General features: G+C 41.2%; 14 protein-coding genes and 1 pseudogene. 8 read left to right on the top strand and 7 right to left on the bottom strand.

Going from position 1 to position 14,165, the window contains the following annotated elements:
* A pseudogene (locus IM479_RS18595) lies at positions 1–93 on the bottom strand (DUF3782 domain-containing protein); the annotation flags it as partial.
* 100 nt (positions 94–193) lie between these two features.
* Here IM479_RS18595 and cbiE point away from each other — a divergent pair.
* From cbiE to IM479_RS18580, 3 genes are all read left to right on the top strand, one after another.
* Positions 194–1,426 (top strand): precorrin-6y C5,15-methyltransferase (decarboxylating) subunit CbiE, encoded by a 1,233-nt coding sequence (gene cbiE / locus IM479_RS18590; RefSeq protein WP_287685248.1) that lies wholly within the window; start codon positions 194–196, stop codon positions 1,424–1,426.
* A gap of 349 nt (positions 1,427–1,775) precedes the next feature.
* Entirely contained in the window at positions 1,776–2,408 is a 633-nt protein-coding gene (locus IM479_RS18585; protein WP_287685247.1) for a Uma2 family endonuclease, read from the top strand.
* A gap of 92 nt (positions 2,409–2,500) precedes the next feature.
* Positions 2,501–2,839, top strand: coding sequence for a hypothetical protein (locus IM479_RS18580; protein ID WP_287685246.1), 339 nt, complete (start codon positions 2,501–2,503; stop codon positions 2,837–2,839).
* A 158-nt stretch (positions 2,840–2,997) separates the two neighbouring features.
* Here IM479_RS18580 and ppsA read toward each other — a convergent pair whose 3' ends face one another.
* The 6 genes from ppsA to psb30 form a co-directional block, all read right to left on the bottom strand.
* Positions 2,998–5,439, bottom strand: a complete 2,442-nt coding sequence (gene ppsA / locus IM479_RS18575; protein ID WP_287685245.1) for a phosphoenolpyruvate synthase — start codon at positions 5,437–5,439, stop codon at positions 2,998–3,000.
* 310 nt (positions 5,440–5,749) lie between these two features.
* Positions 5,750–6,412 carry an RloB family protein gene (locus IM479_RS18570; RefSeq protein WP_286824768.1) on the bottom strand — a complete coding sequence of 221 codons (663 nt, stop codon included), beginning with the start codon at positions 6,410–6,412 and terminating at the stop codon, positions 5,750–5,752.
* A gap of 1 nt (position 6,413) precedes the next feature.
* Entirely contained in the window at positions 6,414–7,694 is a 1,281-nt protein-coding gene (locus tag IM479_RS18565) for an AAA family ATPase (RefSeq protein WP_287685244.1), read from the bottom strand.
* Between the two features lie 136 nt (positions 7,695–7,830).
* Positions 7,831–9,279, bottom strand: a complete 1,449-nt coding sequence (locus IM479_RS18560) for a M16 family metallopeptidase (protein ID WP_287685243.1) — start codon at positions 9,277–9,279, stop codon at positions 7,831–7,833.
* A 210-nt stretch (positions 9,280–9,489) separates the two neighbouring features.
* Positions 9,490–11,046 carry a M16 family metallopeptidase gene (locus IM479_RS18555; RefSeq protein WP_287080232.1) on the bottom strand — a complete coding sequence of 519 codons (1,557 nt, stop codon included), beginning with the start codon at positions 11,044–11,046 and terminating at the stop codon, positions 9,490–9,492.
* A 279-nt stretch (positions 11,047–11,325) separates the two neighbouring features.
* Positions 11,326–11,445, bottom strand: a complete 120-nt coding sequence (gene psb30, locus IM479_RS18550) for a photosystem II reaction center protein Ycf12/Psb30 (protein ID WP_002736367.1) — start codon at positions 11,443–11,445, stop codon at positions 11,326–11,328.
* Between the two features lie 175 nt (positions 11,446–11,620).
* Between psb30 and IM479_RS18545 the strand changes: the two genes are divergently transcribed.
* The 5 genes from IM479_RS18545 (at position 11,621) to IM479_RS18525 (ending at position 14,136) form a co-directional block, all read left to right on the top strand.
* Positions 11,621–11,959: an ArsR/SmtB family transcription factor gene (locus IM479_RS18545; RefSeq protein WP_287685242.1), complete on the top strand. Its 339-nt coding sequence runs from the start codon at positions 11,621–11,623 to the stop codon at positions 11,957–11,959.
* Positions 11,960–12,064: 105 nt separating this feature from the next.
* Entirely contained in the window at positions 12,065–12,796 is a 732-nt protein-coding gene (locus IM479_RS18540; protein WP_287685241.1) for an MIP/aquaporin family protein, read from the top strand.
* A 19-nt stretch (positions 12,797–12,815) separates the two neighbouring features.
* Entirely contained in the window at positions 12,816–13,463 is a 648-nt protein-coding gene (gene arsH / locus IM479_RS18535) for an arsenical resistance protein ArsH (protein WP_287685240.1), read from the top strand.
* A gap of 23 nt (positions 13,464–13,486) precedes the next feature.
* Complete coding sequence (arsC, locus tag IM479_RS18530; protein ID WP_287080250.1) at positions 13,487–13,882, top strand: arsenate reductase, glutathione/glutaredoxin type; 396 nt, start codon at positions 13,487–13,489, stop codon at positions 13,880–13,882.
* Positions 13,883–13,896: 14 nt separating this feature from the next.
* Positions 13,897–14,136 carry a thioredoxin family protein gene (locus tag IM479_RS18525; protein WP_287685239.1) on the top strand — a complete coding sequence of 80 codons (240 nt, stop codon included), beginning with the start codon at positions 13,897–13,899 and terminating at the stop codon, positions 14,134–14,136.
* The last annotated feature ends 29 nt before the right edge of the window (positions 14,137–14,165 follow it).

The following is a 14,165-nucleotide window of genomic DNA, read 5'->3' as shown; positions in this document are numbered from 1 at the left end:
TCGCTCGGTTTCTTGAAAGCATCTTTCTGTCTCTTTTTGAGCTTCTACTAATTCGGCTAATAATTTCCAAACATCATCGGCGGTGGTGGTCATAATTTTTCCTCTGAATTAACTTGGCACTAACCCGATTATATCTTGTTTGAAGGATAGAGCCTGATGGCAGATAATGAAATAGTAGCGATTTTTTTTTAATATGGCGGATCGCAATTGTAAGTCGAAATGGCTATCGATCATAGGAATTGGTGAAGATGGCTTAGAAGGGTTAAGTTCAGTGGGGCGAAGTCTGCTTTCTTTAGCATCAGTTATTGTCGGTGGTGAACGTCATCTGGCAATGTTACGCCCAGAGGATCAACGGCAAAAACTGCTCTGGACTTCTCCCATTCAAGACTCTGTGAACGAGATTATCCGCCTTCGTGGTCAATCCGTCTGTGTTTTGGCCAGTGGTGATCCTATGTGCTACGGAATTGGTGTCACCCTCACCCGTCAGATTCCCCTGGAGGAAATGACGATTATTCCCTCTCCTTCTAGCTTTAGTCTTGCCTGTAGTCGTTTGGGTTGGTCCCTGAGTGAAGTAGAAACTTTGAGTTTGTGCGGCCGTCCTCCGGCTTTGTTAAATGGGGTGCTTTATCCCGGTGCTAAACTGCTGGTACTGAGCGCCGATGCCGAGACTCCTGCGATCGCTGCTCGGCTTCTAACCGAGGCAGGTTTTGGCGAAAGTTCCATCACGGTTTTAGAACATCTAGGGGGAACCCAGGAACGCCACATTCAAGGCATCGCCAACGATTGGCAGTTTACAGATCTGGCAGATTTAAATGTCATTGCCATTAGCTGTATCTCCTCCCATCCTCCTACCCGGGCGCCGCGCCTTCCCGGACTGCCGGATTCTGCTTACCATCATGACGGACAGTTGACAAAAAGAGAAGTTCGTGCTATCACTCTGAGTACATTGGCTCCCCTACCCGGACAATTGCTCTGGGATGTGGGAGCGGGTTGTGGTTCCATTGCCATTGAGTGGCTGCGTAGCGATCGCCGTTGCCAGGCTATTGCGATCGAACATCATCCCACCAGATTACAATACATTGCCGATAATGCCGCCGCCTTGGGAACGCCCCATCTGCAAATCGTCGCCGGAATTGCACCGAGCGCCTTGGCAGATTTACCGCCACCGGACGCTATTTTTATTGGTGGCGGTATCACCACACCCCACCTATTGGAAACCTGTTGGTTAGCGCTGCGCCCCGGGGGTCGTCTTGTTGCTAACACTGTTACAATTGAAAGTGAATTAGTCCTCTTGCAATGGCATAGTAAATTAGGAGGGGAACTGCTGCGGATTGGCATTGAAAAAGCCGAACCGGTCGGTAAGTTTTTAGGTTGGAAAGCAATGGCCACCGTAACCCAGTGGACTGTTCTGAAACCGAGATTGTAAATCCTTGATTTTGTCCTTGATCTCTCTTGCAAAAGTTGTCAATAGAACTTTTTGCTCTAATTCCTCTTCTTCTGGACTTTGTCGATAGACTAAACCGCCACTCATCCTCTTGTCCTAATTCCAGTTGATAGTCTTATTATAATTATAGTTCCCAAAATTAGACAAAAATTTTCTAGGAACCAACGAAATTTTCAATCGTTATCATCAAAAAAATTAAATCTTTATTGTCCAATGCACAAGTTATACTATTTGTCAATATTTTTGTCCTAATTGCCACATAATACAAATGCTCGCTATAATAGAATTAAGTTGTTGACATTTTCTAGTTTTAACTTTTTTACTTAGTCTTATGGTTTCGCAACTAGATAAAACTAACGTCACTGAAATTATCTACCCCGATAGCGATGGTCAACTCCTGGCCGATAATACCCTGCAATTTCGTTGGATTACGACAATTAAAACTAATTTAGACTGGCTATTTCGTAACCAATCTGATGTCTTTGTTGCGGGGGATTTACTCTGGTATCCTGTGGAAAATGATAATAAACTGCGTCAAGCGCCGGATATCATGGTGGTTTTTGGGAGACCAAAAAGGGAAAGGGGTTCCTATCGACAATGGTTAGAAAATAATATTAGTCCCCAGGTGGTTTTTGAAATCCTCTCTCTGGGTAACACCCTCACGGAAAGATCCAAAAAACAGCTATTTTATCAGCGTTATGGGGTCGAGGAATATTATCTTTATGATCCACATAAAAACGATGCTAGTGGTGGGATAAGAGGCGAAAATCAGCTAGAAATTCTAGAAACTCTCGATAATTGGGTTAGTCCCCGTTTAGGAATACGTTTTCAGTTAGGAGAACCGGAAATGTTGCTTTTTTATCCCGATGGACAAGCTTTCACTAGCTATAATCAGGAAAAACAACGAGCGGAACGATTGGCAAATAAACTGCGGGAATTAGGCCTTAATCCTGACGAAATCTAGGTTTATCTCTTGACCGCAGTTTAAAGTTAATCTTTGTTAAGAGACAACTAAAAAGATGAAGTTAGTTTAGTTGAATTAGTACAAAAAAACTGATGTTTAGGGATAATAATGTAGATGAAATTACGCAAAATTTTTATAGTATTTATGGCTCTATTGAAGGGCAGTTAGTATCTATTAATATTGCCAATCGTCAAAAGATAAAGATGGGGATTCGTAGCCTAACTGATAACAAAATTATTAAATGTTTTTTTCCTGAAGAACTTTTTGAACAAGCTAGAGAAGCATTAGGAAAAAGAGTTTATGTTTTTGGGTTAATTCGGCAGTATTTGCATGGAGAAAAAATCAATATTCAAGTGCAGGAACTGAAAGTTTTTCCTAAAAAATCTGCTGCTTCTTCCCTGTCTAATATTATCAATTCAATTAGAGGTTAGTTTTGAAAAAAAAGTCGATCAAAAAACCTTATTGTGATTCGGGAATCTTTATCAGTTTTTTTAATGAAGAACTCCAGTATTATGAACGCAGAACTAGATTAATATTGTCAACATACCAATACAAAAAAAGGTGGGACTTGCCCACCTTTATCACTAAACTATTGTCCTTTCTCCACTGCTGCCACAATCAATAAAGTTTTGAGGACAGAATCAGGATTAAGACTGATAGAATCGATGCCTAATTCCACTAAAAATTGAGCGAATTCGGGGTAATCACTGGGGGCTTGACCACAGATACCGATTTTGCGATTATGGGCTTTAGCGGTTTCAATGGCCATTTTCACCATGCGTTTAACTCCCTCATTCCGTTCATCAAAAAGATGGGCAACTAGGGCAGAATCCCGATCTAATCCTAAGGTTAATTGGGTCAAATCATTAGAACCGATCGAAAATCCGTCAAACACCTGAGCAAATTGGTCAGCAAGAATTACATTACTTGGTAACTCACACATCACATAAACTTGCAAACCATTAACCCCGCGTTCGAGACCATTTTTCGCCATTTCTTCGAGGACTCTCATCCCTTCTTCGGGGGTACGACAGAAAGGAATCATCGGAATCACATTAGTTAATCCCATTTCTTCCCGTACCATTTTCAGCGCCCGACATTCCAAAGCGAAAGCTTCGCGATAATTAGGATCAGTATAACGGGAAGCACCGCGCCAACCGATCATCGGGTTTTCTTCCTTGGGTTCAAAGGGTTTGCCACCCAATAAATTAGCGTATTCATTGGATTTAAAATCGGACATCCGCACAATTACATCTTTGGGGTAGAATGCGGCTGCAATCATGGCAATTCCCCGGGCCAATTTATCGACGAAAAATTGGGGTTTATCCTGGTAGTGTTTGGTTAATTCGGCGATTTGGTCTTTTACGTCCCCTTCTTCCAATTCGTGGAATTTCAGCAAAGCGCTGGGGTGGGCCTGAATATGGTTAGCGATAATGAATTCTAGACGCGCCAAACCGACACCTTGGGCAGGAATATCGGCAAAAGCGAAGGCTTTTTCGGGATTACCGATATTCATCAGGATTTTTGTCCGAGTTTCGGGCAAATTATCCAGGGGAGTTTCGCGAATTTCAAAGGGTAGCAATCCGAGGTAAACTTTCCCTTCATCCCCTTCCGCACAGCAAACGGTGACTTCCTGTCCGGTTTTAATCGTTTCCGTGGCATTATTGCAACCCACGATCGCCGGAATGCCCATTTCTCGCGCGATAATAGCGGCATGGCAAGTACGACCACCTTGATTAGTAACGATCGCGCTTGCTTGTTTCATAATCGGTTCCCAGTCGGGATCCGTGCGATTGGTGACGAGAACTTCTCCCGGTTTAAAGTTGTTGATTTTATCTACACTGAGGATGACTCTGGCTTTTCCTTGACCGATTGCCGCACCTACACTCCGTCCCACTGCTAAAACGTCACTTTTTTGCTTAATTTCGTAGGATTTAAGGATATTAGCGGCTTTTTGCGATTGTACGGTTTCTGGACGCGCCTGAACGATAAAGAGTTCTCCCGTGATCCCATCTTTTGCCCATTCGATGTCCATGGGGGTGTAGGTTCCGCGCACTTGCGAGTAATGTTCCTCGATTTCGGTCGTCCAACGGGCTAAAGTAAGGATTTCTTGGTCATTAATGCAGAATTGATCCTGTTCTAGCTTGTTAACTCGGATATTCTTGGTTAGACGCGATCCTCCATCATCGTAGATCATCTTGATGGCTTTACTGCCGAGGCGTTTGTCGAGGATGGGTTTGTAGCCGTTTTTAAGAGTGGGTTTAAAAACTAGATATTCGTCGGGGTTAACAGCGCCTTGCACGACATTTTCCCCTAAACCGTAGGCTGCCGTGATTAAAGCGGCATTTTTGAACCCTGTTTCCGTATCGATGGAAAACATCACCCCAGAGGTGGCTAGATCTGAACGCACCATTTTTTGGACACCGACGGAAAGGGCGACGGCAAAGTGATCGAAACCGTTATGATGACGGTAGGAAATAGCGCGATCGGTGAATAAAGAGGCAAAACATTTATGGCAAGCTTCTAAAACTCCCCTCACCCCTTGGACGTTGAGATAGGTTTCCTGCTGTCCGGCAAAACTCGCTTCTGGTAAGTCTTCGGCAGTGGCGCTCGAGCGAACGGCCACATCAATGGAATGATAGAGATCATCGCCATAACGTTCACAGAGTCGGCGATAGGCAATAGCGATCGCATGACTTAAATCATCGGGGAATGGTGTATTTAAGATTAATGTGCGCGCTTGTTTACCTTTTTCTTGCAAGTTCTGCACATCGTTTTCGTCTAAATCTTGGAAAATTTGTCTTAATTGTGCGTCTAGTCCGGCTTTTTCGACAAATTGATGGTAAGCGTAAGCGGTGGTGGCGAATCCTGTGGGGACATTAATCCCTTTCGGGGTTAATTGTTGGATCATTTCGCCTAAGGAGGAGTTTTTCCCACCGACTAATCCCACATCTTTACTATCTACTTCTTCAAACCACAGAATTAATGCTTGTTCTCTAGAGGTTCTCGCAACATCTTGTAGTAGCATCATAAGTATTTTTACCTCTGTACTTTATACTTTCAGTTTAACGAGATACCATCTTCAAAAACCCTTGAGTTTGATATTTATTTACAAAACTCTTAATAGCAAACTCAGCCACTATCACCCTATCTCTAAAGGGTTTAATTGTCTAGCTTTTTATACAAAAATTAATACATTATTCAGGGGTCTCAACAGTAACTTTCCTCAATGATAGCCTTAATTATAGCGTTTCTCGTCAAGATTAACTGTAACCTAATTTGGTATCGACGACGGGCTCGCCAAAAGGAAAACTTCGTATCTCACCATTAAGATAACTGCTCTATCTCAAAATAGTTAAGCGACTATTTTTATTAAGTTCTCTCACTAATTCATGTACGGTAGTGGAAGGGTAGGGATCAAAAGGATGTTGTTTTAATTCATCTCGCCGTTTAATAAGTTTTTCGGCATTGATAATTGCTGTAGACTGATAGTCATTTAATTTTTCATACATATCCTCTCGGTTTTTTTCATATTTTTCTTTCTCCTTAAATAATCCCTTTTTTGTCATTTGAGTAGTTAAAATACGCCCGTATCCATTTCTAGGTATAGCAGTATCAAGATATTGAAAGTGCAAAATATACCAAATTTCAAAGGCTTCATTAGAATAGGCAATCTTGATATTTTCTTCTTTGGCAAGTCCTTCAGCTTGATTAAATTGCTCTTTGGTATAATTATCTTTATCAAAAACACACCAAACTTGATCGTAAGATGCTGATTTTTCATTGTTTTTAATATTAATTGCTTTCTTGACTAAACTCAAGGTATTTTGACCTTCTCCCTTAACTTTTATTTTAATGTTATTAGATTTTAAATCTTCCCTCAAACAAGTAAAGTAATAGTATTCAGTTTTTTCGCCTTCACAAACAATCAAAAATGTTTCCCTTGGCTGTCTATTGTTAGCTTGACGTTTTAAATAACCATAATTACCATCTTTTTTAGCCATACTAATCACCGATAACTTTGCTTAAATCACCAATAAAAGGTATTGCACCATAGCGACCTTGAATATAATCTTGTTCAAAGGAAGCATTATTATCAATATCAAATTCGACCAGAGAATATAAATCCGTTGCTTCTTGGCGATTTTTTTCGGTAAACCAGATTTGATCTCTCCTAAAAAGTTGATTACTAAGTAAATTAACATCATGAGTGGCAAAAATAAGTTGAGCATTTTTAGGGTTAGTTATCTTAGAGTTAAATAATCCAATAATTGCTATTGCCATTAAGGGATGTAGTAGAGAATCAAGTTCATCAATTATTAATACCTCACTTTTTTTTAAAGCAGATAAAACTGGTGCTAACAAAGCAAATATTTTTTGAGTACCGCGAGACTCATGTTTATTCATTTGAAAGCTTTCTAAACCTATTATCCTTCCTTCTAAATCATACTTTTCGTGATAGGTTTCAATGGAGTTATAGATATAATTATCAAGGCGAAATTCTTTGTTTTTAACTCGATCAGGAATATCTTTATGAAAATTATCTAGGGATGTCCGTCCCACTTCTATACTCATATCCTTGATACTCAAATCTAATTTTTTAATTAAGAAAACGATTTCATTTTTAAGATTTGGCTCCCTAGAAAGATAGTCAAGAGATAGCTGTCTTAAATTTTCAAATTGCGAACCCGATATAATTTTTAATCTACTAAACCAAAGTAAAATCTTTCCTGCTAACGGGTCATTAAACTGAGCGGCAATCGATAGAAATAAAGTATTTTTTTTGGTTAAATCTTTGACATCTTTGCCCTTCAACAGACTTTTACTATATTTAATTTTATCTTTTTCTCGGCTAAATATATTGGTTTTGCGAGTTTTGGGAGTGCAAGATAACCCCTCAGAAATTACTCGCTCTTGGGTGACTTCAAAGCTATATTCATAGATCTTATTATCTAGATGAAAAACTATCTTAAAAAAAGAAGGTTTATCTTCAGTTTCAGAACTTAATCGAAATTTTTCTAAATTTATCTTATCTGTAATTTGTAACTTCGAGGAATTAATTACAAAACTTTGCATAAAATATAAGGCCAGAATCAAATTACTCTTACCACTAGCATTTGCTCCATAAATAGCAGCACTTTTTAATAAACTAAAATTCTGATTAACCTTAAAAACATTATTTTTATCAAGCTCATCATTACCTGTTGCTTCATCTGCAGCCACCATACTGAGAGTGACTACATCCTTAAAAGACCGATAATTACCGACACTAAATTCGATGAGCATTGCATACTGACCCTAAAAGTCTCTGGGGAATTGATGAAGACTATGCTTTTATGATACGCAATTTGTCAACATTTACAAGAAAAATTTTCTCAGGTGTGTTAGCGTCATATAACACACCCGACATCTCTACATTTATTTATAGTTGTGTGATGGTGACATCAACAGTTTTAACCGTAGTTCCCAAACTGGATAAGGGAGGTTGAATTTCCTGTTCATTACCCACTACTAGAGTCACAATTTGATTCGGTTGTAGATATTGTTGTGCCACTCGTTGAATATCAGCAATTGTCACACCTTTTACCGCTTGTTGATAACGGAAGATAAAATCTTGGGGATAACCATAGTATTCATACGTCATCAATCGCGATAAATTTTGAGCAGGTTTCTCAAACTTAAAAACAAAAGAATTGAGAATAGCATTTTTAGCATCTTCTAATTCTTTTGCAGTAACGGGTTGATTGCGAAGGCGCTCGATTTCGCCTAAAATTGCCTTAATAAAAGGTACGGTGGCATCGGTGCGAGTTTGACCTCCGGCAATAAATAAACCGGGATAATCATAACGACTATTCCAGATACCATAGACAGAATAAGCTAATCCTTGACGGGAACGTACTTCATTAAATAAACGACCACCAAAACCGCTTAAAATCTCATTTAATACCGTTAAAGCGGGATAGTCGGGACTATCCAAACGACCCCCAAGATGACCTAATAAAACGCTACTCTGGGTTAATTGGGGTTGATTGACGACAAAGACACCTTGAAGATTTTTTTGGGTTGCCGAAGGGGTGACAATTTTAGTGGCAGTTGCGGGATTTTTCCAATTGCCAAAAGTTTTATTGATTAATGCTTTCATCGACTGAGAATCAAAATCACCGACAATTCCTAAAATTATTTGGTCGGGACGGACATAGGTACGATAAAAATCGATTAAATCCTGACGGTCAATATTAGCTAAAGTGCTATATTCTACAGTACGAGCGTAGGGGCTATTATCACCATAGACTAGCTTGCGGAACTCCCGACTAGCAATATCATCGGGATCATCATTACGTCGGGCAATCGCCCCTTTTTCCTGAACTTTGGCTAATTCTACCCTCTGATTTTCAAAAGCTGGGGAACGCAAAACCTCGGCAAAGAGATTAAAAACTGTTTCTAAATCTTCACTAAGAGCGCTAAAACTAGCAGTTCCAGCGTTAAGATCGATCGAGGTTTCTACTAGGGCTGCTCTTTGTTCTAATAATTGATTTAAGACATTAGAAGGATGTTTTTCCGTGCCACCACTACGCAGCACGGTTCCAGTAATATCAGCTAATCCGACTTTTTCCCCGGATTCTAATCTTCCTCCTGTGCGAATCATCGCCGTACCACTCACTAACGGTAAGCTCCGATCCTCCATTAAATAAACCACCATACCATTATCTAGTTGATAGCGCTCGTATTGGGGAACTGTCACTTCAGGAAGGGGAGGAAAAGTTAAATCGGTAAAATGTCGCGGAGTTTGGGCAATTGCCGGGGAACGAAAAGCTAGGACACCTATCAGGGTGATAACTATTAAACCTAGCCATTGGAAGCGTTTTTTCATGATTATATTTATTTTAGGTGTTGGGTGTTAGGGTGTTAGGGTTTTAGGGATTTCAGTTATCAGTTATCAGTTATCAGTTATCAGATTGCAGTTTTAAGTAGACAGTGTGTAGGAGAATTGCTGGATTATTTCTTTTGCCTCTTGCCTTCAGAAGCTGATTACTGTTTACTGTTCACTGCTGACTGAAAAATTCCCTATCTCCCTATCTCTCTATTTCGGTAAAATTCGGCCAATAGTGCGATTTTCGGGGGTAAAAGTCTCTTTAGCCACCCGTTGAATATCGGCTGCGGTGACAGCATTATAAGCATCTAATTGGGCGAATAAATTACGCCAATCGCCGGTTTTTACCTCGTATTCAATCAAGGATCGCGCCATGCCCATGTTAGAATCAAGACCTCTTAATAGGGCTGCCCGTAGTTGATTTTTAACCCGTTCTAATTCCTGTTCCGAAACCGGTTCATTTTTCAATCTTTCCAATTCTAAATTCAAACCCTGCGCTACTTCCTCCACACTGGCATTAGGAGCGGTAAGAGCATAGAATAAGAGCAAATTCGGGTATTTATCTCCCGGAAAGCCGTTAAATCCCTGGGCAGCGAGGGCAAGTTGTTTGTCCTCCACTAAAGCTTTATACAGTCGCGAAGTTCTTCCTTCACTCATTAAAGTGGCGATAACCTCGTAAACCGCATGATCGGGATGATTGAGGGCGGGACGATGGTATCCTTCTAAATACCAAGGCTGCGAGGCTAATTTTAGGGTAATTTCCTTTGTTTTGGTTTGGTCCGGTTCCACTACTGTCACCTGTGGGGGTTTTGGTTTAGCGGGAAAACGACCAAAATAAACCTTAGCTAACTGTTTGACCTGTTCTGGGTCCACATCCCCGGCGATAGCTATGGTTAAATTACTGGCAGCATAAAATTTATCGAAAAAGTTTTGGATATCTGAGGGTTCCAGATTGCGAATATCTCGATCGTAGCCGATAACGGGACGTTTGTAGGGATGGACAGTATAAGCTTGATCGAGAAAAGCTTCGATTAATAAACCCAAGGGGCTATTATCCGTCCGCATCCGTCTTTCTTCCAGAATTACGTCTTTTTCTTTGTAAAATTCCCGTTGGAACACTGGTTCTAAAAATCGTTCCGATTCCAAAGACATCCACAATTCCAATTTATTCGACGGGAAGCTGTAAAAATAGCTGGTTGCATCGGTGGAAGTGGTGGCATTTAAACCGACTCCCCCCTGAGTTTCGACGATTTGCCCGTATTCGTTGCGTTGGACGAATTGCTCGGACTCTGCCCTCGCTTGTTGAAATTCTGCGGTTAATTTAGCCACTTCTGCGCTTTTACCCGCTTTTTTGGCCGCTTGCAGTTCTTTGTCTATAGCTTCAAGGCGATCGAGGACTTTTTTCTCGCTAAGATAATCGGTAGTACCGATGGTTTTTGTGCCTTTAAAGGCTAAATGTTCCAAAAAGTGAGCAACTCCTGTTTTACCGTCCGGTTCATCGGCACCTCCCACGTCCGCATAGGTGACAAAGGAAATAACCGGGGCATCGCGATTTTCGAGGATAATGAATTTTATTCCGTTATCGAGGCGAAATTCGGTAATTTTTTGTTGAAATTGCTTAAGGTAGGGGGTAATTGATTGCACATCGGCTGATTGCTCTTTCGCTTGGGCAAGAAGGGGTGAGAAACTCCCAAAACCCCAAAACACAAGGAAAGCGAGCCAAAAGCCGATGAAAGCCCGATAATAGGGGTTGTTTTTAATGACCATGGATAGTTTTATCAGATATCGTGGGAGCGAGAGATCGATCGCTATGTTCGATCTTAGCAGTCGATTCTTAGGAGAGGGGGAAATGGGATGCTTTTTTCAGTGATCAGTAAACAGTAATCAGTTATCAGTGGGGAAGTGGGGAAGTGGGGAATTGGGGAAGTGGGGAGACCACTTCTAACTGATGACTGATAACTGACTCCCGACTTTTAGACAAAAAATCTCTCCCTAGAGAGGAGAGAAGTCAAAAAAGCACGAATAACAATGGGTGGGAGGCGGTTTTTATAGGTCGCCCCCACGAAAAGCTAGTAGGAAAATGACAAAGGGGCCAGCTAACATGATTAGCGCCACGAAGGTGAGTTGAAAAATAGGTTCTAAATTGAGAGCCGCAAATAATTCCATGATGTCTCCTAACCTGTTTACAATGATTTTAAGGGCTAATCTGGTCAAAACCATTGTCTATAATACAGGGGATGATTCGCTGGTTTTCCTGATTCGATACAAAAATACATAAAGTTTTGTTGCAATTCTGAATTTTTCCGCTTTCCTATTTCCTTCCCACCGAGGGACCATCTCAATGTTCAACTCTCTGGCCACATCTCCCGACTCGTTAACCCAAATTTACACTGGTTTTCAGGCACTCTCGGATCCCCTGCGACTGCAAATTCTGCAACTGTTGCGACATCAGGAATTATGCGTCTGTGAATTGCGCGACCATCTCGATATCGCCCAATCTAAATTATCTTTTCACCTAAAAACCCTAAAAGAAGCCAATTTAGTCCGCAGTCGTCAAGAAGGTCGTTGGATCTACTACAGCCTAAATCTATCTCAATTTCTTCTCCTAGAAGAATATCTATCCGAATATCGCCGTTTTGCAGCCCTCGTCCCCGCTCGTACCTGCGGGGAAAATCAGTAACCAATCAAGATTTTTAGAAATATTAAAGCTTTATAAATGGCTTTTAACCTTGACATATCAACTTTTTTTGATATATAATCGGGTTAATTCGATCGATTGTCTGTTATGCCGAAACCCTTCTCGATCGCGCCTTTGAGCCAAACTCGCTCATCTTTTCGTCTCTTAAAACGGTCAGGTGTGCGGGAATGTCTAGCGGAATGTTTGGGGACTTTTATCCTGATTTTCGCGGGAACAGGGGCGGTAATGGTCAATCAAATCAGCAATGGTGCAATTACCCATCTCGGTATCAGTATGGTTTTCGGTGCGGTGGTAGCGGCCCTGATTTATGCTCTTGGTCATATCAGTAAAGCTCATTTTAACCCCGCCGTTACCCTGGCCTTTTGGACAAGCGGCTTTTTCGCAAAATCTTGGGTAATTCCCTATATTATCGCCCAGTGTCTCGGTGCGATTCTCGCTTCTGCCACTCTTGTGCTTTGTCTGGGTCGAGTGGGAAATTTGGGCGCAACTCTGCCTTTACAGGGAAATTGGGGACAAGCTTTCTGTATTGAAACCATTCTCACCTTTATTCTCATGCTAGTGATTTTAGGCTCTGGTTTAGACCGTCGCGCCCCTATTGGTTTTGCTGGCATCTCTATCGGTTTAACCGTGGCCCTAGAAGCGGCCTTTATGGGGCCGATTACCGGTGCCAGTATGAATCCAGCGCGTTCTCTGGGGCCTGCTTTCGTGGCAGGAATTTGGCAACACCATTGGGTTTACTGGATAGCACCGATTTTAGGCGCTCAATTAGCTGTAATTATTTACGGCCTACTATCCGATGGTTTCCGAGACTTTAAATAAGTTCTGCTTGTTGGTAATCATGATCCAATCGACTCACAAACCAAGAATTCTTTTTCTGTATGGTTCTTTGCGGCAACGTTCCTACAGTCGTTTATTAGCAGAAGAAGCTGCCAGAATTATCACTGAATTGGGGGCAGAAGTGCGCTTTTTTGATCCCCGTGAGTTGCCGATTTATGGCAGTGTTCCCGATACTCATGCCAAAGTACAGGAATTGCGAGAATTAAGTCAATGGTCTGAGGGTCAAGTCTGGTCATCTCCCGAACTTCACGGTAATATTAGCGGCATTATCAAAAACCAAATTGATTGGATTCCCTTAAGTATTGGTGCGGTTAGACCTACCCAAGGCCGCACTTTAGCAGTCATGCAAGTAAGCGGAGGTTCCCAATCTTTTAATGCGGTTAATACTCTGCGAATTCTTGGTCGTTGGATGCGAATGTTTACTATTCCTAATCAATCTTCTGTGGCTAAAGCTTATCAGGAGTTTCATGAGGATGGCACGATGAAAGATTCCCCCTATCGAGATCGAGTTATTGATGTGATGGAGGAACTTTATAAGTTTACCATTCTCCTGCGAGATCAGGTAGATTATCTGAATGATCGCTATAGTGAAAGGAAGGAAAAAGCTGCCCAAGAAATGTCCACAATTGCCCATAAAGCTATTAATTAAATCAATTTCTAGGAGTTAAAATCATGAAAAAAGTTATGTTTGCCTGTAGAAAAAATTCCTGTCGTTCCCAAATCGCCGAAGGTTTCGCTAAAACTTTGGGCGCGGGTAAAATTGCCGTCACCAGTTCCGGATTAGAAGCGGCCAAAGTTCACCCCGGAGCAATCGAAGTTATGCAGGAAATTGGTATCGATATTACTGACCAAACTTCTAAACCAATTAGGGATTTTAATCCCGAAGATTACGATGCCGTTATATCCCTATGTGGTTGCGGTGTCAATCTGCCGGAAGGATGGGTTTTACAGGAAATTTTCGAGGATTGGTTAATTGATGATCCCGATGGTCAAACCATGGAAACTTTTCGCCGAGTTCGCGATGAAATTAAGGCTAAAGTTGTCGGATTAATCGAGCAATTAAGTTAAGGAGTTTGACAGGTATGAATACTATCAATCTGGAAATTTTGGGGACAGGTTGTAAAAAATGTCAGCAGTTAGAAGCTAATGCTAAATCGGCTGTCACCGCTCAAGGTATCACCGCTCAAGTATCCCATATTACCGATCCGATCGAAATTGCTAAACGGGGTGTAATGTCCACCCCCGCTTTAGTAATTAATGGTAAAGTGGTTAGTAAAGGTCGGGTTTTATCCCCCGAACAAATTCAATCTTTATTACCGTAATAATTCTCTTTTTTCGGGGTAATATAATT

Source organism: Microcystis sp. M165S2 (assembly GCF_020245885.1).
Classification (GTDB): Bacteria; Cyanobacteriota; Cyanobacteriia; order Cyanobacteriales; family Microcystaceae; genus Microcystis.
The sequence above is the reverse complement of the archived record's forward strand: the minus strand, read 5'-3'. Positions and strand labels throughout refer to the sequence as shown.

Coding starts and splice junctions, on each gene's coding strand:
- ppsA (WP_287685245.1), bottom strand. CDS start 5,439: ATGATGCTACTACAAGATGTTGCGAGAACCTCTAGAGAACAAGCATTA.
- IM479_RS18565 (WP_287685244.1), bottom strand. CDS start 7,694: ATGCTCATCGAATTTAGTGTCGGTAATTATCGGTCTTTTAAGGATGTA.
- IM479_RS18545 (WP_287685242.1), top strand. CDS start 11,621: ATGTTCAACTCTCTGGCCACATCTCCCGACTCGTTAACCCAAATTTAC.
- cbiE (WP_287685248.1), top strand. CDS start 194: ATGGCGGATCGCAATTGTAAGTCGAAATGGCTATCGATCATAGGAATT.
- IM479_RS18580 (WP_287685246.1), top strand. CDS start 2,501: ATGTTTAGGGATAATAATGTAGATGAAATTACGCAAAATTTTTATAGT.
- IM479_RS18525 (WP_287685239.1), top strand. CDS start 13,897: ATGAATACTATCAATCTGGAAATTTTGGGGACAGGTTGTAAAAAATGT.
- IM479_RS18570 (WP_286824768.1), bottom strand. CDS start 6,412: ATGGCTAAAAAAGATGGTAATTATGGTTATTTAAAACGTCAAGCTAAC.
- IM479_RS18540 (WP_287685241.1), top strand. CDS start 12,065: ATGCCGAAACCCTTCTCGATCGCGCCTTTGAGCCAAACTCGCTCATCT.
- psb30 (WP_002736367.1), bottom strand. CDS start 11,445: ATGGAATTATTTGCGGCTCTCAATTTAGAACCTATTTTTCAACTCACC.
- arsC (WP_287080250.1), top strand. CDS start 13,487: ATGAAAAAAGTTATGTTTGCCTGTAGAAAAAATTCCTGTCGTTCCCAA.
- IM479_RS18585 (WP_287685247.1), top strand. CDS start 1,776: ATGGTTTCGCAACTAGATAAAACTAACGTCACTGAAATTATCTACCCC.
- IM479_RS18560 (WP_287685243.1), bottom strand. CDS start 9,279: ATGAAAAAACGCTTCCAATGGCTAGGTTTAATAGTTATCACCCTGATA.
- IM479_RS18555 (WP_287080232.1), bottom strand. CDS start 11,046: ATGGTCATTAAAAACAACCCCTATTATCGGGCTTTCATCGGCTTTTGG.
- arsH (WP_287685240.1), top strand. CDS start 12,816: ATGATCCAATCGACTCACAAACCAAGAATTCTTTTTCTGTATGGTTCT.